The sequence below is a fragment of the Pseudomonas orientalis genome (assembly GCF_022807995.1).
Classification (GTDB): domain Bacteria; phylum Pseudomonadota; class Gammaproteobacteria; order Pseudomonadales; family Pseudomonadaceae; genus Aquipseudomonas; species Aquipseudomonas orientalis_B.
Genome location: NZ_CP094351.1, coordinates 5074797 through 5091079 on the forward strand (window position 1 = coordinate 5074797; position 16283 = coordinate 5091079).

The 16283-nt window shown below is 60.8% G+C and carries 16 protein-coding genes; 5 read left to right on the top strand and 11 right to left on the bottom strand.

Annotation, left to right across the window (positions count from 1 at the left end):
* Nucleotides 1-41: 41 nt before the first annotated feature.
* Nucleotides 42-686, bottom strand: a complete 645-nt coding sequence (gene nadD, locus MRY17_RS22675) for a nicotinate-nucleotide adenylyltransferase (RefSeq protein ID WP_181283119.1) — start codon at nt 684-686, stop codon at nt 42-44.
* The gene (locus tag MRY17_RS22680; protein WP_181283118.1) at nt 686-1951 is read right to left on the bottom strand and encodes a glutamate-5-semialdehyde dehydrogenase; all 1266 of its coding nucleotides are present in this window, start codon (nt 1949-1951) and stop codon (nt 686-688) included. The genes nadD and MRY17_RS22680 overlap by 1 nt, the downstream gene beginning before the upstream one ends.
* 175 nt (nt 1952-2126) lie before the next feature.
* Here MRY17_RS22680 and MRY17_RS22685 point away from each other — a divergent pair, with 175 nt between their 5' ends.
* The gene (locus tag MRY17_RS22685; protein WP_181283117.1) at nt 2127-2810 is read left to right on the top strand and encodes a DNA-3-methyladenine glycosylase; all 684 of its coding nucleotides are present in this window, start codon (nt 2127-2129) and stop codon (nt 2808-2810) included.
* 177 nt (nt 2811-2987) lie between these two features.
* Nucleotides 2988-4304: a bifunctional DedA family/phosphatase PAP2 family protein gene (locus tag MRY17_RS22690; RefSeq protein WP_181283116.1), complete on the top strand. Its 1317-nt coding sequence runs from the start codon at nt 2988-2990 to the stop codon at nt 4302-4304.
* On the opposite strand, the gene MRY17_RS22695 is transcribed toward MRY17_RS22690, so the two are convergent.
* From MRY17_RS22695 to MRY17_RS22710, 4 genes are all read right to left on the bottom strand, one after another.
* Nucleotides 4298-4513 (bottom strand): hypothetical protein, encoded by a 216-nt coding sequence (locus tag MRY17_RS22695; RefSeq protein WP_191955893.1) that lies wholly within the window; start codon nt 4511-4513, stop codon nt 4298-4300. The genes MRY17_RS22690 and MRY17_RS22695 overlap by 7 nt on opposite strands.
* 102 nt (nt 4514-4615) lie before the next feature.
* A complete protein-coding gene (locus tag MRY17_RS22700) occupies nt 4616-5206 on the bottom strand; it encodes an LON peptidase substrate-binding domain-containing protein (protein ID WP_181283114.1) in 591 nt (196 codons plus the stop codon).
* 21 nt (nt 5207-5227) lie between these two features.
* Complete coding sequence (locus MRY17_RS22705; protein ID WP_181283113.1) at nt 5228-5944, bottom strand: LrgB family protein; 717 nt, start codon at nt 5942-5944, stop codon at nt 5228-5230.
* Entirely contained in the window at nt 5941-6294 is a 354-nt protein-coding gene (locus MRY17_RS22710) for a CidA/LrgA family protein (RefSeq protein WP_181283112.1), read from the bottom strand. Before MRY17_RS22710 ends, MRY17_RS22705 begins: the two co-directional genes overlap by 4 nt.
* Before the next feature lie 183 nt (nt 6295-6477).
* Here MRY17_RS22710 and MRY17_RS22715 point away from each other — a divergent pair, with 183 nt between their 5' ends.
* From MRY17_RS22715 to MRY17_RS22725, 3 genes are all read left to right on the top strand, one after another.
* Entirely contained in the window at nt 6478-6933 is a 456-nt protein-coding gene (locus tag MRY17_RS22715) for a MaoC family dehydratase (RefSeq protein WP_181283111.1), read from the top strand.
* Between the two features lie 105 nt (nt 6934-7038).
* Nucleotides 7039-8757, top strand: coding sequence for a C13 family peptidase (locus tag MRY17_RS22720; protein ID WP_191955870.1), 1719 nt, complete (start codon nt 7039-7041; stop codon nt 8755-8757).
* A 29-nt stretch (nt 8758-8786) separates the two neighbouring features.
* A complete protein-coding gene (locus MRY17_RS22725) occupies nt 8787-9428 on the top strand; it encodes an oxidoreductase (RefSeq protein ID WP_057724886.1) in 642 nt (213 codons plus the stop codon).
* Between the two features lie 142 nt (nt 9429-9570).
* On the opposite strand, the gene MRY17_RS22730 is transcribed toward MRY17_RS22725, so the two are convergent.
* From MRY17_RS22730 to MRY17_RS22750, 5 genes are all read right to left on the bottom strand, one after another.
* The gene (locus tag MRY17_RS22730) at nt 9571-9855 is read right to left on the bottom strand and encodes a YceK/YidQ family lipoprotein (RefSeq protein WP_191953272.1); all 285 of its coding nucleotides are present in this window, start codon (nt 9853-9855) and stop codon (nt 9571-9573) included.
* Nucleotides 9848-10477 (bottom strand): flavin prenyltransferase UbiX, encoded by a 630-nt coding sequence (gene ubiX / locus MRY17_RS22735; RefSeq protein ID WP_181283108.1) that lies wholly within the window; start codon nt 10475-10477, stop codon nt 9848-9850. The genes MRY17_RS22730 and ubiX overlap by 8 nt, the downstream gene beginning before the upstream one ends.
* Nucleotides 10474-11823, bottom strand: coding sequence for a UDP-N-acetylmuramate:L-alanyl-gamma-D-glutamyl-meso-diaminopimelate ligase (gene mpl / locus MRY17_RS22740; protein WP_243352905.1), 1350 nt, complete (start codon nt 11821-11823; stop codon nt 10474-10476). The genes ubiX and mpl overlap by 4 nt, the downstream gene beginning before the upstream one ends.
* Nucleotides 11824-11957: 134 nt before the next feature.
* The gene (locus MRY17_RS22745; protein WP_243352906.1) at nt 11958-13031 is read right to left on the bottom strand and encodes a hypothetical protein; all 1074 of its coding nucleotides are present in this window, start codon (nt 13029-13031) and stop codon (nt 11958-11960) included.
* Nucleotides 13032-13120: 89 nt separating this feature from the next.
* Nucleotides 13121-16195 carry a hypothetical protein gene (locus MRY17_RS22750; RefSeq protein WP_243352907.1) on the bottom strand — a complete coding sequence of 1025 codons (3075 nt, stop codon included), beginning with the start codon at nt 16193-16195 and terminating at the stop codon, nt 13121-13123.
* Between the last annotated feature and the right edge of the window lie 88 nt (nt 16196-16283).

A 16283-nucleotide genomic window follows, 5' to 3' on the forward strand; every position in this document is an offset into this window, starting at 1 on the left:
GCGCTCGCTGCACGACTTTTCGTGCGTTCAAGCGCGCCTTTTCAGTTCGACGCACGGTAAAGCCCGTGCGCATCGATGTAGGCCAGGACCGCGTCAGGCACCAGGAAACGTACCGACTTACCGCTGGCCAGCAGTTGACGGATCTGGGTGGCGGACACCGCAAGCGGGGTCTGCCAGACGAATGCAATATTCCCGTTCGGCCCGGTCAGGGCCAAGGGGTCACTTACCGACCGCGCGGCCAGCAGGTTGCGCAAGGCATCCGGCGGTTCGCTGTCGGCATCCGGGCGTTGCAGAACCAGGATGTGGCAATGCTGGAGGAGTTCCTCCCAGCGGTGCCAAGAGGGCAGGCCGCAAAATGCGTCCCAGCCCAAAAGCAGAAACAACTGGTCATCGGCGGCCAACTCGGCGCGCATCAGTTCCAGGGTGTCGACAGTGTAGGACGGTTTGTCGCGCTTGAGCTCGCGATCATCCACCACCAGCGGCGCTATGCCCTCCACCGCAACGCGCACCATTTCCAGGCGCTGTTGCGCGGACACCTGCGGCGTATCGCGATGGGGCGGCCGGAAATTGGGCATCAGGCGCAACTGGTCCAACGCCAGGGCATCCGCGACTTCCAGGGCACTGCGCAAATGGCCGATGTGCACGGGGTCGAAAGTACCGCCGAGCAGCCCGATACGTTTAGCCATCAAGTGCGCACATGACCGTCGCCGAACACTACGTACTTCTCGCTGGTCAGCCCTTCAAGGCCGACCGGGCCGCGTGCATGGAGCTTGTCGGTGGAAATGCCGATCTCCGCCCCCAGGCCGTACTCGAAACCATCGGCAAAGCGCGTCGAGGCGTTGACCATCACCGAAGCGGAATCCACTTCATTGAGGAAACGCCGGGCATCGCTGAAATGCTCGGAGACGATGGCGTCGGTGTGCCTGGAGCCGTAGGTGTTGATGTGTTCGATGGCCTGGTCCAGGTCGTCGACAATGCGGATCGACAGGATCGGCGCGGTGTATTCGGTGTACCAGTCCTGCTCGGTCGCCTCGATCACGTCCGCACCCAGCAGCGCGCGGGTACGGTCGCAACCGCGCAACTCCACACCCTTGTCGCGGTAGATGGCAGCCAGCGGCGGCAGCACGCGCTCGGCAATGCCGGCGTGCACCAGCAGGGTTTCCATGGTGTTGCACGGCGCGTAGCGGTGGGTCTTGGCGTTGTCGGCGATGCGGATCGCCTTGTCGATATCGGCGGCGATGTCGATGTACACGTGGCACACGCCGTCCAGGTGCTTGATCACCGGGACCTTGGCATCACGGCTGACGCGTTCGATCAGGCTCTTGCCACCACGCGGTACGATCACGTCGACAAATTCCGGCATGGTGATCAATGCACCGACCGCGGCACGGTCGGTGGTTTGCACCACTTGCACCACTTCGGCGGGCAACTCGGCCACGGCCAGGCCCTGCTGAATGCAGGCTGCGATGGCACGGTTGGAATGGATCGCCTCGGAACCGCCGCGCAGGATGGTGGCGTTGCCCGACTTGAGGCACAGGCTCGCTGCGTCGATGGTCACGTTCGGGCGCGACTCGTAGATGATGCCGATCACGCCCAGGGGCACGCGCATTTTGCCGACCTGGATGCCGGACGGCAGGTAACGCATGTCGCGAATTTCACCGATGGGGTCAGGCAGCTTGGCCACCTGGCGCAAGCCTTCGATCATGTCGTCGATGCGCGCCGGAGTCAGCGCCAGACGGTCCAGCAGTGCTGGCTCCAGGCCATTGGCGCGACCGTTGGCCAGGTCCTGTTCGTTGGCGGCGGCCAACTCGGAGCGCGCAGCATCCAGAGCATCGGCGGCAGCCAGCAGTGCGCGGTTCTTCTGCGCGGTGCTCGCACGGGCGATCAACCGCGAGGCCTGACGGGCAGCGCGACCCAGGCGGGTCATGTAGTCAAGAACGGACTCAGTCATGGGTCAGGAAGTCTTGGCAAAGAGGAAAGCGGCAGATTATAGCTGTGACGCCGCCTGACTGACAGCGGTGAGGGGCGGATGGTCGAAATGAACTGTAAAAACCTGGGGTTCAGCGGTAATTAAGGTGAGAGTTGTTATGATTCCGTCACATTTAGCCGTAATAACCCTGAACGCTATGTCCAGTATGACGCCCGAACTCCCCGCCAGCGCCCTCCCCGACAGCTTTTTCGACCGCGACGCCCAGTTGCTCGCGCAGGAATTGCTGGGCAAAGTCATCCGCCATCGTGTCGGCGAAATCTGGCTTTCAGCACGGATTATCGAAACCGAAGCCTACTACGTGGCCGAAAAAGGCAGTCACGCCTCACTCGGTTACACAGAAAAGCGTAAGGCTTTGTTTCTGGATGGCGGGCATATCTACATGTATTACGCCCGTGGCGGTGATTCGCTGAACTTCAGCGCCCATGGCCCGGGCAATGCCGTGCTGATCAAATCGGCCTACCCCTGGGTCGATGAGATGTCCGGGCCGGCGAGCCTGGCGCAAATGCTGTTGAACAACCCCAACCCCGACGGTAGCCCGCGTCTCTCGCAGAAACTTTGTGCGGGCCAGACGCTGCTGTGCAAGGCGCTGGGCCTGAAGGTGCCGATGTGGGATGCCAAGCGCTTCGATCAGGAACTGTTGTATGTCGAGGACGTGGGCCAGGTGCCCACACGTATTATCCAGACCACACGGCTGGGCATTCCCAGCGGGCGCGATGAGCATTTGATGTATCGCTTCGTCGATGCTGGCTATGCGCCTTATTGCACGCGGAACCCGCTGCGACGCGGGCAGGTCGAAGGCCGCGATTATTTTTTGATTTGAACAGAATGAACCGACTGCACCTGCTGGAATTGATACCTGTCGCACAGAAAATTTAATGTGGGAGGGGCGTGCGACGATTCGACTTGCCCCCGATAGCGGTGTGCCAGGGAACCATTTATCCACTGTCCCACCGCCTTCGGGGGCAAGCCCCCTCCCACACTTGATGGAGTGGATTGTATGGGCCAATGGCTCGATAGCATCACCGGCTGGCTGACCGTCAACCCACAATGGCTGGCGGTGGCGGTGTTTATCGTCGCGTGCGTGGAATGCCTGGCCATCGCCGGGCTGATCGTGCCGGGCACGGTGCTGCTGTTTGCGATTGCCGCGCTGGCCGGCAGCGGCGCGCTGTCGTTGAGCGAAACCCTGCTGCTGGGCTTCCTGGGCGGTTTATTGGGCGATGGGGTTTCCTACTATCTGGGCCGACATTTCCACCAGAACATCCGGCGTCTGCCCGGTCTGCGCAACCATCCCGAGTGGATGAATGGCGCGGAAACCTACTTCCATAAGTACGGCATCGCCAGCCTGCTGGTCGGGCGCTTCATCGGCCCGTTACGGCCCATGCTGCCGATGGTCGCCGGCATGTGCGACATGCCATTCCCGCGCTTTGCGGTGGTGAGCGTTCTCGCGGCGGCAGGTTGGTCAGTCGCCTATCTGTTGCCGGGCTGGGCTGCCGGTGCAGCGTTCCGCTTGCCCCTGCCCGAAGGTTTCTGGCCGGAAGCGGCGATCGTCGCGGCCTGCCTGGCGGTACTGCTGGGGCTGAGTTTGAACAGCAGCCTGCGCGGCCATCGTCGCGTGACCCTGTGGGTCGGCTGCGCCAGCCTGACGTTGCTGGTCGCGCTGTTTATCGGCTACCCGCATCTCAACGATTTCGACCAGGGCCTGAGCGCACTGGTGCAGGAACATCGTAGCCCGTGGCTCGACGAGGTGATGGTGCGGATCACCCAACTGGGCGAATTCAAGAAAATGTTCTTTGCCAGCGCAGTGTTTACCGGCCTGTTGCTGCTGGCGCGACAGTGGCGTCATGCCGTATTCGTCGGCGCCACGCTGGCGGGCGCCGCCGTGATCAATACCGGCACCAAGCTCTTCTTCGCCCGTGGCCGTCCGGAAATCCTGGCCGACCCGCTCACCAGTTTCAGCATGCCCAGCGGCCATGCCTCCGGCGCGTTTGCGTTCTTCCTGGCCCTGGCGGTACTGGCCGGCCGAGGCCAACCCACGCGGCTGCGCCTGACCTGGCTGCTGCTGGGGTGCATTCCTGCGGCGTTCATTGCGTTGTCGCGGGTCTACCTGGGTGCCCACTGGCCTACGGATATCCTGGCCGGCACGCTGCTGGCAATGAGCGTGTGCGCGTTGAGCCTCGCCCTCATTCAATACCGCAGCCCATTGCCGCCGATGACGCAAAAAGCCTGGTGGCTGGTATTGCCCATGGTAGTGGCGGTGCTCGGGTTTATCGCGCTTACCGGCACCTCACACGCGTTGCTCAGGTACGCCTACTGACCCTTGGCCGGACCGATCCAGTCCACCGACGCGCTGCGACGTTCAACACAACGCTCGCGTCGTTCCAGCAGCATTTCATCGGCAATGTCGGCGGCGCGCTCGGCGATGTATTCCGCGCTCCGCGCGGGATCGTGCCGGAGTAACTGCGTGGTGACGCTGACGAAATACGCGTCCCAGGCAGCCTGTTCCGAGGGTGTCAGCTGAATCATGGTCATCTCCGATCATTGGGGGTGTGATCGGAAAATAGTGCGGGCCACGTCCCTGAAGCGGACGAAACAAAGTCTGATACCCGCGTCAGAGCATTCCGAATCTCAGGTGAACAGCTCACCCTGCAATTCATCCAGCAACATCTGGATCGCATCCAGCCGCATCTGCGGATCGTCGAGTTGCAGCAGGTCGACTTTATCCGCCTCGGTGAACGGCAGCAGATAGGCCAGCTGATTACTCAGAGCCTGCTGACCCTCGGCATGGGCGTCCATATCCAGCGAAGCGACCATCGGGTGCTCGGCCAATGCCTGGAGCAACGCCAGCAGGTCGGCGTCCTCCTCTTCCAGCGGCTGGTCCGGCAGTTCTTCGAGCCATTGCACGTCGGCGACCAGCAACTGGTCCTTCTGCACCTTGGCATCATGCACGCGAAAACGCCGTCCGCCCTCGACGCGAATTCCCAGCAGGCCGTTATCCTGCTGCGTGAAGTCGCGGATCAGCGCTTCGCAGCCGATCAACGCATAGCCGTCCGGGGCCAGGCCGACCTCCTTGCCATCGAGGATGCACACCACACCGAAGCTTTCGCCCTTTTTCATGCAGCGGCTGATCATGTCCAGGTAGCGCGCTTCGAACAGTTGCAAATCGAGGGTGCAACCAGGGAACAGCACAGTGTTGAGTGGAAACAGCGCCAGACTCATAAAGGTTTCCTTAAACCCGGTTTATACAATCACCGACACAGCCAGCGGCAGGAACACTGCCGTGGCCACGCCCATCAGACTCATGGCCAGCGCCGCAAAGGCGCCGCATTCTTCGCTTTCCTGCAGGGCCACCGAGGTGCCGACCGCATGGGCCGTCATGCCCAGAGCCATGCCGCGCGCCTCGGGGCTGTAGACACCCAGGCGCGACAGGAACGCCGGCCCGATCATCGCGCCGGCCACCCCGGTGATCAGCACGAACACCGCGGCCAATGCCGCCACCCCACCGATCTGCTCGGCGACCAGCATCGCGATCGGCGACGTCACCGACTTGGGCGCCATGGTCATCAGCACCCGGTGTTCGGCGCCGAACCACCAGCCCAGCAACACGCACAGGCCGGTGGCCAGCACCCCGCCTATCACCAGCGTAGTAAAAATCGGCCAGAACAATTGGCGAATCCGTCGCAGGTTCAGATAAAGCGGCACCGCCAGGGCCACCGTCGCCGGCCCCAGCAGAATGCCCATGATCGCGGTGCTCTCACGGTATTCGGCGTAGCTCAGGCCGCAGATCAGCAACACGCCGATCACCAGCAACATGGAGACCAGCACCGGCTGCAGGAAGATCCAGCGGGTTTTCTCGAACGCCGCCAGTACCAGTTGATAAGCGCCCAGGGTAATACCGATACCGAACAACGGGTGATGAATGACGGCTGTCCAGGCGCCCTGCCAGTCGAACATCATTGCCCCCGCTCCTTGCGCTTGACCATCCGTTCCATCAGCACGCCGACAACCCCCATGGCGATGACCAGCGACAGCACCAGCGCGCCGACGATGGCCCAGAAGTCGGCAACGATGTCCTTGGCGTACACCATCACGCCCACGGCCGGCGGCACCAGCAGCAACGGCAAATAGCGCAGCAGGCTGCTGGCCGCCAGGCTCAGCGGCTCGCTGACTTCGCCGCGCCAGATCAGAAAGCCGAGCATCAGCAGCAGGCCGATGATCGGCCCCGGCAAGACCGGCAACAGCACATGATTGAGCGCAGTGCCGATCAATTGAAACAGCACCAGCCAGGTCAGGCCACGTAACAGCATCCTCTCTGCCTCCCTCAAAGTTCGTGCGCATTATAAGCACGCCCGCCCTATGCTCCGGCATTCGCCAAAAGCATGTTGGGTTGACCGGGCCGATTGCCCATGGTGATCTACATTGGTTCTCTGTATCCCATAAAAAAACCCTCATCTGCGGGGAATAAAAATGACGAACCCAGGAGAAACGCAATGCCCTATGTACCCGTAGCGCAGCTCAAGGATTATGTCGGCAAGGAACTGGGACGTTCCGAATGGCTTACCATCGACCAGGCGCGCATCAACCTGTTCGCAGAGGCCACCGGCGATCATCAGTTCATCCACGTCGACCCGGTCAAGGCGGCGCAAACCCCGTTCGGCAGCACCATCGCCCATGGGTTCCTGTCGCTGTCGCTGATGCCCAAGCTGATGGAGGACATCCTGATCATGCCCGAAGGCCTGAAGATGGCGATCAACTACGGCCTGGACAGCGTGCGCTTCATCCAGCCGGTGAAGGTCGACTCCAAGGTGCGCCTGAACGTCACCCTCACCGACGTCCACGAGAAAAAACCTGGCCAGTGGCTGTTCAAGGCCACCGCCACGCTGGAAATCGAAGGTCAGGAAAAACCGGCCTACATCGCTGAGTCATTGTCACTCTGCTTCGTGTAGGACGCTGCCTGTGGCGAGGCAACAAACCTTGCCACAGTGTATGTAAATTTATGTACGAAACGCGCAGCTGCGGCATACTCGGCGCTCAATTATCCGGATCCCGCTATGCGCTCACTCGCTCCCCTTGCCCTTGCCCTGTTGCTCACCGCTTGCGGAGACGGCGAATCGCTGTTGCCGCCCGATGCGCGCCTGCCCGATGGCGGCCGCTACCGTGGCGATGTGGTCAACGGCTTGCTGCAAGGCCAGGGGCGCGTCGACTACCCCAACGGCAGCTGGTACGCCGGCGAGTTCGATAAGGGCCAGTGGCACGGGCAGGGCGAATGGCATGGCAGCAACGGCGAAATCTACAAGGGCCAGTTCAAGCAAGGCCTGTTTGATGGCCAGGGCAGCCTGACCACGGCGGGCAGCAGCTATGTGGGCGGCTTCAAGAACGGTCGACGCAACGGCGAAGGCACTCTCAAAGAGGGGCAGATGACCTATCGCGGCGAATTCAAGGACGACCAGTATTCCGGCCTCGGGCGTCTGGAACTGCCCGACGGCAGCCAATACCAGGGCCAGTTCGCCCACGGCAAACCCAATGGCGAAGGCCAGCGCAACGACGACAGCGGCAATCAGTTCAGCGGCCACTTTGTCGATGGCCAGCTCGAAGGCAACGGCACCTTCAACAGCGCCGATGGCGATATCTACGTCGGCCAGTTCAAACAGAACCAGCTCAACGGCAAGGGGCGCTACGAAAACGCCGACGGCGATGTCTGGATCGGCCAGTTCAAGGAAGGCGCCCTCAGCGGCAAAGGTGAGCTGATTGGCGTCGACGGCAGCCATTACGTCGGCCAGTTCAGCGATTGGCGCTTCAGCGGCGAAGGTCGCCTGAATCTTACCGATGGCAGCTTCTATATCGGCGGCTTTGACAGCGACAGCTACCAGGGCCGCGGCACGCTGGTGCTGGCCGACGGCACGGTACAGGCCGGCACCTGGGTCAACGGCATGCACGTGCGCGACGCCGACGGCAAGCTGTTGCCCGACCCACTGGAAATCGGCGTATTGGCCCAGGGCCACTTGCTGGCCGAGGCGCTCGCCGCCGTTCCCGCGTCCACGCCCGCCGTCGAGCTGTACACCCTGGCATTGGCCGGCGACGGCAAGCAAAGCGTGTTCTTGCGCGAAGCCGATTACGTCAGCAACATGCTCGCCACCCGCTTCGGTGCCCATGGGCAGATTCGCCTGGTCAACCACCGCGACCATATTGCCGACCGTCCCATGGCCACCCGCGAAAATCTGCGCCGTGCCGTGCAAACCCTGGCCGACCGCAGCGGTCCGGAAGACCTGGTGTTCATCTATATGACCAGCCACGGCACCCATGAACACGAACTGGTGCTCGACCAGCCGCGCATGGAACTGGCCGACCTGCCGGCCGATGAACTGGCCGCCGTGCTCGCCCCCCTGAAAAACCGCGACAAGATCGTCGTGATTTCCGCCTGCTACTCCGGCGGCTTCATCCCGGCGTTGAAGGACGAGCGCACGCTGATCATGACCGCCTCGCGTGCTGATCGTGTGTCGTTCGGCTGCTCGGAAGAAGCGGACTTTACCTACTTCGGCGATGCCCTTTTCGCACAGGCTTTCAACCAAACGGACGATTTGCAACAGGCCTTCAAACTGGCACAACTGCACGTGGCCGAACGCGAACAGGCGGACAACTTCGAAGCCTCCGAACCGCAGATCTGGGCGCCCAAGGGCGTGATCGCCCACTGGCAATTATTACGTAAACAGCAGGCACGAAAGGCGCTCGAAAGCGTCTCAATGAATAGCAAGGAAGCCAAAGGCAACTAAGCTGTAACGTGTAACACGGGGGAAACACCATGTACCTGACACCGCAGCATATCTTGCTGGCCGGCGCCTCTGGCCTTACCGGCGAACACTTGCTGGACCGCCTGCTCAACGAACCCACCGTCACCCGCGTGCTGGCACCCAGCCGCAAGCCACTGGCTGAACACCCACGCCTGGAAAACCCGGTAGGCGACCCGGCCGTGTTCCTGCCCCAACTGAGCGGCCAGGTGGATATCGCCTTCTGCTGCTTGGGTACCACGATCAAGAAAGCCGGTTCCGAAGCGGCGTTCCGGGCGGTCGACCTGGACATGGTGGTGGCCTTCGCCAGGCGCGCTCGGGAACTGGGCGCACGGCACCTGATCGTGATCAGTGCGATTGGCGCCGACCCGAAATCCTCGGTGTTCTACAACCGGGTCAAAGGGGAAATGGAACAGGCACTCAGAGCCCAGGATTGGCCGCAACTGACCATCGTGCGGCCCTCGTTGTTGTTGGGCGAACGACTGGAACCGCGCCTGGCCGAACAACTGGCCGGGCCATTGTCTCGCTTGATTCCGGGCAAGTACCACGGTATCGAAGTGTGCGAACTGGCCCGCGCCATGTGGCGTCTGGCGCTGGAAGAGCAGGATGGCGTGCGGGTGGTGGAGTCGGATGAGCTGCGCAAGCTAGGTAAATAAATAAAGACGAACACGGAACCCAATGTGGGAGGGGGCTTGCCCCCGATAGCGGAGTGTCAGTCGCTGAAGATATTGACTGGACTACCGCCATCGGGGGCAAGCCCCCTCCCACATTGGTTTTATGGTGTTGGTGAGAATTGCGTTACAGGCCGCCGGTGGCGTTGAAGCCGACGCCCAGCACGGTCAACAACGACAGTGGCAACAGCAGCGTATCGAGCAACGCACTGGCGGGCAGGTCGATATGGGGATAGCTGGGGGCCTCGGCGCCGAACCTGTCCCTGGCACAGCAGCCGCCGTTGATCGCGTACAGATCCAGCCGGGTGCCCGCATACACCACCGGCGCGCCCGGTTGCGCCGCATCCAGCGTGCGCGCGGTGGCGCAGCCGGTCAGTTGCAGCGCCAGCACCAGCAACAGCGCCTTATTCATCGCCACTCAAGTGATGCTCGCCCCAACGCGGCAGCATGTCCTGGGGGATATTCAGCAGGTTGAGAATACGCGCCACCACAAAGTCCACCAGATCATCGATGGTCTGCGGCTGATGATAGAAGCCCGGCGATGCGGGCAGTATGGTCACCCCCATGTTCGACAACTTGAGCATGTGTTCCAGGTGAATACTGGAATAAGGCGCCTCACGTGGCACCAGAATCAACTGGCGCCGCTCCTTCAAGGTGACGTCCGCCGCGCGTTCGATCAAGTTATTGCACGCCCCGGTGGCAATCGCCGACAAAGTGCCGGTAGAGCATGGCACTACCACCATCGCCGCCGGCGCACCTGAGCCGGAAGCCACCGGCGACATCCAGTCCTCTTTGCCATACACCTTGATCTGCCCCGCCGCCGCACCGGTGTATTCGGTCAGGAAGGCTTGCATCATCTGCACTTTGGCCGGCAGCTCGACTTCGGTCTCGGTGGCCATGACCAGTTGCGCGGCCTTGGAGATCAGAAAGTGCACCTCACGCTCTTCACGCACCAGGCAATCGAGCAGGCGCAGGCCATACGGCGCACCGGACGCGCCGGTCATCGCCAGCGTAATACGTTCCGGGCCGCTCACTGGAGTGCCTCGGCCAGCTTGCCGTGCAGGCCACCGAAGCCTCCGTTGCTCATGATCACCACGTGGGTGCCCGGCTTGGCCAGGTGTTTGACGTGCTCGATGATGCCTTCCAGCGAGTCGCATACCTTCGAAGGCACGCTGCACAGTGCGGCGATGGCCGGCAGGTCCCAGCCGAGGTTGGCGGGTGCGTACCACACCACCTGGTCGGCGTCATTCACGCTTTCGGGCAGGCCATCGCGGTGCGCTCCCAGCTTCATGGAGTTGGAACGCGGCTCGACGATCGCAATGATCTGCGCACCACCGATGCGCTTGCGCAGGCCATCCAATGTGGTGGCAATCGCCGTGGGGTGATGGGCAAAGTCGTCGTAGATGGTAATCCCGTTCACGTCGGCGACCTTTTCCATGCGGCGCTTCACGCTCTTGAACGCGCTCAATGCGGCGATGCCCACGGCTGGCGTCACGCCCACATGCCGCGCGGCAGCCAGGGTAACCAACGCATTGGCGACGTTATGCTGACCGGTCATGCCCCAGTCGACCACGCCTTGGGCCGCGCCTTCGAACAGCACTTCAAACCGGGAACCGTCGTCACTGAGCAACTTGACCTGCCACTGCCCGCCGACGCCCGTGGTTTGCACCGGGGTCCAGCAGCCCATGTCGATCACGCGCTGCAACGCGGGCTCGGTGGTTGGATGGATCACCAGGCCTTCGCTGGGGATGGTGCGCACCAGATGGTGGAATTGCCGTTCAATGGCCGGCAGATCGGGGAAGATGTCGGCGTGATCGAATTCCAGGTTGTTCAGGATCGCTGTGCGCGGACGGTAGTGGACGAACTTGGAGCGCTTGTCGAAAAAGGCGCTGTCGTATTCATCGGCCTCAATCACGAAAAATGGCGTGTCACCCAGGCGCGCCGACACCGAGAAATTCTGCGGAACGCCGCCGATCAGAAAGCCCGGGCTCATGCCCGCGTGCTCCAGCACCCAGGCCAGCATGCTGCTGGTGGTAGTCTTGCCGTGGGTGCCGGCGACGGCCAATACCCAGCGGCCCTGCAGCACGTGATCAGCCAGCCACTGGGGACCGGAGACGTAAGGCAACCCCTTGTTCAACACGTATTCGACCGCCGGGTTGCCACGCGACATCGCATTGCCAATCACCACCAGATCCGGCACCGGGTTGAATTGCGAAGGATCGTAACCCTGGGTCAGTTCAATCCCTTGCGCCTGCAGTTGCGTGCTCATCGGTGGATAAACGTTGGCATCGGAACCGGTAACGTGATGGCCCAGCTCTTTGGCCAGAACCGCCATCGAACCCATGAACGTGCCGCAGATACCCAGAATATGAATGTGCATAGTTGACCTCGTAAACATCGAGGCAGGTTAGCGTAGGGTGGGAAAGTTCGCACGCTTTAGCTGAGCGCGAAACGCCCGCCGCAGGGATACGGCGGGCGCGCAGGCTGGGTTAACGTGGCGCCGGCCATCCAGAGCTATTGGATGGCCGCCAGCCGCTGCGAAGCGGTCCCTATCGGCAATACCGGCGTATTGGACTCAGGCGCGGGTGTGATGCTGATGGCCCCCAGCAAGGCAGAAAGCGCTGCCATGCGGCTCTCCAAATCGATCACACGCGCCTTGATGTCATCTTTTTCAGGCCCCGTGGACGCCGGTTGAAAATCAATTTTCCGGACCTTGGCCTCTTTGCCCAGCTCCCTCTCGACATAGCCAATCATGGCCTCAAGCGAGTCGAGGCGCTCGTCCCTGGTTTGCATCACCCATTGCAGGTTCGGCCCGACAGGCTGCTCTCCACGCAGTTTCGACAAGGTGTTGACCAACAGAAAAGTTGCGTTCTGCGCATACTCGACGAGCCGCCCTTCTTCGATGCTTTCCGGTGTCACGGGTGCAGGCGCCGGATTGATCAATGGCTTGAGCGCTTCGTTGACACTCCCGACAACGACCATGCCGATCGACGTCACAGGTACGCTGATCGCCGTCGTGATCGCTGCGGTCTTGAGCAGGGTCCTGTTGGTCGGCGGCAGCGCAGTCTCTATGGCCTTGACCGCCGTCTTGGCATTCTCTTCAAGGGTTCGCGCAGAAAAAGGCTCGACATCCTGCTGATTGACACGGCCCGAACTGGGCTGGCCGAACAGCTGGTCGCGGATGTGCGCATCCCTGGAGGCTTGCCAGGCTTTTCGTTGTTTTTCGACGTACGCGGCCATTTCGGGCGTTTGCCCGGCGCCTGAGGCGGCGTCTCCCGCCTGCCGGGTGCCACTGGCGTGCCCTGGGCCGTCGAACCCGTTCACTTTGGCGTCCACAAAGCCTTGATCGAACTTTTGGTGGCCTGTCTCCACGCCACCGCGTGTGGTGCCTGCGAGGTTGGGCGCGTCAACCCGTGTCGGGCTCGGCATACTCTCTCTGGAAGCGCCCCTCAGAAGGCCGCCAATGACCTCACCTATTTTTGAACACGTTATAGTTCGATAGGCTTTTTTGTGATTGATACGCCCTTTGAATACAAGCGCAGTGCGGACAGGAAGTAACGCCGTTGTTATTGTTGTTGAACGCTTCATCGTCATTCACCTTATTCGGGATAAATAAAACCATTCACATTCCCTGTCGAATGAATATTAATCTTTAGTCACCTGAACACGTCCCTGTATCAACTGTGCAATGAACTCACAGCACCAAACTGTGCCAACTGAACACCGAACGGCGTTTTAGTCACAACGTTATAGGCATACCAGGCGCCTTTCTTGAAAATGGCCACGGCAGGCTGCCAGACGTTATTCTCAGCCGCGTAAAAAAAGCCTTTTACGACATCGCCCTCCTTATAAATTTTAGTGACATCATAACTCCCATAATGTCCTCTCAACCGTGACAGCACATCATGACCCTGTTCAGCCAAGTACTTCACATCCCTATAACCGGCGCGCGCGCCTTTATTTAAATTCTTTGCAATGTCGACTGAGTCGGTATAGCCCACGGACGCACCGATACCCGCCACGACACCGCTTTTAATTACATTCAAAACACCTTTACCCGCCTTGGTGGCCTTTCGCGCGGCATTCGCGCCGGGAATGACAAAGCCGAGAATGTCGAACCCGAGATTGAATACCGCCCCGCCTATGTCACCTTTGATCGCGTCTTGGACACCGTCGTAAAAAGGCACGAGGCTCAGAAAAAATCCCTTCAGCTTTTCGTCGTAGGCACGTCCTTTTTCAATCTCGGTGACGCCCGCCGCCTCCTTTTGCAGGGCACCGTAGTCCTTGGTGAAATAACCACTCGCCGTGTGTGCGAGTGCACCCGATTTATCAGAAAAGTAGTCACCTTGTTTTTCCCCGTCCGGCGCAGGCGGATCGCGGGTTTTATCCGTTACCCCGTATTGCGCGTAGGCATGCGGCAAACCTGGAATATAACCTTCGCTTCCCCCTCCAAAATAGGAACGATCATCCAGGTCGATCCGCCTCCCAGGAAAGCCGTCTTCCTTAACGATCTTGCCTTCGGCGGGAAAGTAACTGTAGGCGCTGACGCTGCCATCAGGCTCCACCACTTTCATCAGCAACCCGTGCCTGCCCTTGAGCGCTTCAAGTTCCTGCGCAGTGGGCGTTGGAGGCAGGCATTCCCTGGGAGTAAACACCCCCGAGGTGCAAGGCCCGTTCTTGATGTAGGCGCGGGACACCTCAAAAAAACTGACGTCCGATTGGCCGATACGCAGCCTGTCTGCCATGGGCAGCAGTGACAGCTGATATTTGAACTGGATAGCCCAGGCAGTTTCCTGAACCTTGCGATACTCCTGAAACTTCGCAGCAAACACTTTATTAATGTCAGGTGTCAGTTCAGACAGGCGCGACTTCAAACGCTCATAGGGAAAACGCTGCTCATCCGTGGACATCCAATAGTCCGGCTGGATCGGCCCCGTCATGTAAATATCCAACAGCGAAAGCGGCTTATGCTTTACGGATGTCTGCTGCATCACTTCAAGCGTCGGGTCGACCTCCGGAAATACCCGCTTCAACTCAGCCAGCGCCAACTCACGGCGCGTCGGCGGCGGTGTCTGCATGGCATTACTCGCCCAGCGAAGCTCTTTTTGCTGCTTGTTGAGTATCCGTTGCGCCTGCTCGGCCTGCGCATCCGAATAAATCTGAGCCGGGCTGGTGTCTATCACGCGGTTGGCAATGCCCCAGGCAAGGATCGGATCGCGCACGGCAAAGGCCAGTTGATCCTCACCCTCGATGGACACCGGCGGCGTATTACCGAAAGCCATCACCTGGCTGAAGGTCATGTTTGCCGCCGCACCAGGCACTTGCTGCTCTATGCGCGAAACCTCTATACAAAAATTCGTCCAGGTGTGGGAGCCGTATACCAGATTGGGCGGGATGTTTTTTACCAGGAACTCAGGCGCTGCCGCCGATAACAAAAGGCGTGCGGCGACGGCTGCGCCCTCGTTGCCGATTCTGCCGGCAAGGTGTGTCGTAAAGCGCTTGACGATGTCGGCCGACGAAGCGCCTGCGTTATCAGCGCCATACAAGTTGTAGCCCGCCAGGTTGAACCGCGACTTGGCCAGGCCGGGATCGAGTTCCTGGACCAGGGCTGCGCCAAGACTTTCAATCGCGCTTGTGGGTGTGTCGATAACCTTGAGCACCTCTTGGATCAAGCTGCCCAGCCGCTGCGCCTCGGGCGTGCGCAGGAGCTGGTCGAGGGCGATTGCCGGATAATCCGCCATGGCCTTTCTCAGGTTGTCTGGAAGATGACTGATCAACCGACTCAAGAGGCTGCCCGCTCCAGGCCCGCTTGTCGTATCTGGCCCGGTCTGCGCCTTGACGAGCTTTGCCATCTTGCGCAGTGAGGTAGACGACAGCCCCTGCCCAATGTGCCTTACGCCGCCTTTGTCCACGCCCGGCGCCCTGGGCGCCAGGTCAAAGGACAGTGCCAAGGCCAACGCATGAGCCTGAGCACTGTTCGCGGGCATTTTATAGCCTTCCAGCGTGAGCATCCGGGCCAGGCTCACGGTTTTGCTCGGCTCTCGATCAAACAGCGCAGAGCGAGGATCGATGAGCACGTTGATCTGCTCCAGATCGATACGCCCGTCAGCGTCATCGACCAGGGCGCTCAATGCGCTCAACAGGCTGTGCCGATTGGCCTCATCGCCCAGCGCTTGCCGATGCGCCGCCAGCGCGGCGTCGGAGTGGGTCGACAGGTGACGCTCATCAAGTGTGAAGCCGGGATTATCCGTGAGCTGTTTGAGGCGAACGCTGACTTGGGCGCCGTCAAAAAGATCAGGTTCCTTGTAGAATTGCGCGACCAGGGTCATCGACACGCCGCCCTGCCCGCTCCCTGGGTATCGCACCGCCTGACCGTGTTCCGGGGCGAATACCCTGCCAACGGCCAGGAGCGTGCGGGACACATCAGCCCATCCTGAATCGTCCGACAGATAAAAGGTTTTGGGCCGGCCGTCTACATAGCCTTTTATTTCCCCGCGTGCGGGAATCAGTGTCAGGTAGCGCGTATCAAGCCCCTGCTTTTTAGCCCACGCTGAAAAGACTTCGCTTTTAAATGCGCTGTCCAATTGGGCATACCAGAGCGCTACCGTCGAGTGGGGCGGGACCTGCACATCGGGTGGCCGGATTGAAGTTCTATAGCGACCGTCACGCAATAATGAGACGAACGAACTGGCGACCTCGGCATCGGCCTCGGCGCGACGTGTTGAGTGGGTTTTACTGGTCTCGGTCGCCATACGGCTTTTATCGACTACGACAGAACCTGCGTGGTTTGCGTGAACTTCGCCTCGTTCAGCAATTGAGTTGAAGGACGCTGTCATTGGG

Excerpts from the sequence above, each read along its gene's own strand:
- MRY17_RS22700 (WP_181283114.1), bottom strand. The coding sequence starts at position 5,206 with ATGAGTCTGGCGCTGTTTCCACTCAACACTGTGCTGTTCCCTGGTTGC.
- MRY17_RS22685 (WP_181283117.1), top strand. The coding sequence starts at position 2,127 with ATGTCCAGTATGACGCCCGAACTCCCCGCCAGCGCCCTCCCCGACAGC.
- MRY17_RS22730 (WP_191953272.1), bottom strand. The coding sequence starts at position 9,855 with ATGAATAAGGCGCTGTTGCTGGTGCTGGCGCTGCAACTGACCGGCTGC.
- MRY17_RS22680 (WP_181283118.1), bottom strand. The coding sequence starts at position 1,951 with ATGACTGAGTCCGTTCTTGACTACATGACCCGCCTGGGTCGCGCTGCC.
- MRY17_RS22695 (WP_191955893.1), bottom strand. The coding sequence starts at position 4,513 with ATGATTCAGCTGACACCCTCGGAACAGGCTGCCTGGGACGCGTATTTC.
- MRY17_RS22710 (WP_181283112.1), bottom strand. The coding sequence starts at position 6,294 with ATGCTGTTACGTGGCCTGACCTGGCTGGTGCTGTTTCAATTGATCGGC.
- nadD (WP_181283119.1), bottom strand. The coding sequence starts at position 686 with ATGGCTAAACGTATCGGGCTGCTCGGCGGTACTTTCGACCCCGTGCAC.
- MRY17_RS22720 (WP_191955870.1), top strand. The coding sequence starts at position 7,039 with ATGCGCTCACTCGCTCCCCTTGCCCTTGCCCTGTTGCTCACCGCTTGC.
- mpl (WP_243352905.1), bottom strand. The coding sequence starts at position 11,823 with ATGCACATTCATATTCTGGGTATCTGCGGCACGTTCATGGGTTCGATG.
- MRY17_RS22725 (WP_057724886.1), top strand. The coding sequence starts at position 8,787 with ATGTACCTGACACCGCAGCATATCTTGCTGGCCGGCGCCTCTGGCCTT.
- MRY17_RS22690 (WP_181283116.1), top strand. The coding sequence starts at position 2,988 with ATGGGCCAATGGCTCGATAGCATCACCGGCTGGCTGACCGTCAACCCA.
- MRY17_RS22715 (WP_181283111.1), top strand. The coding sequence starts at position 6,478 with ATGCCCTATGTACCCGTAGCGCAGCTCAAGGATTATGTCGGCAAGGAA.
- MRY17_RS22750 (WP_243352907.1), bottom strand. The coding sequence starts at position 16,195 with ATGGCGACCGAGACCAGTAAAACCCACTCAACACGTCGCGCCGAGGCC.
- MRY17_RS22705 (WP_181283113.1), bottom strand. The coding sequence starts at position 5,944 with ATGATGTTCGACTGGCAGGGCGCCTGGACAGCCGTCATTCATCACCCG.
- MRY17_RS22745 (WP_243352906.1), bottom strand. The coding sequence starts at position 13,031 with ATGAAGCGTTCAACAACAATAACAACGGCGTTACTTCCTGTCCGCACT.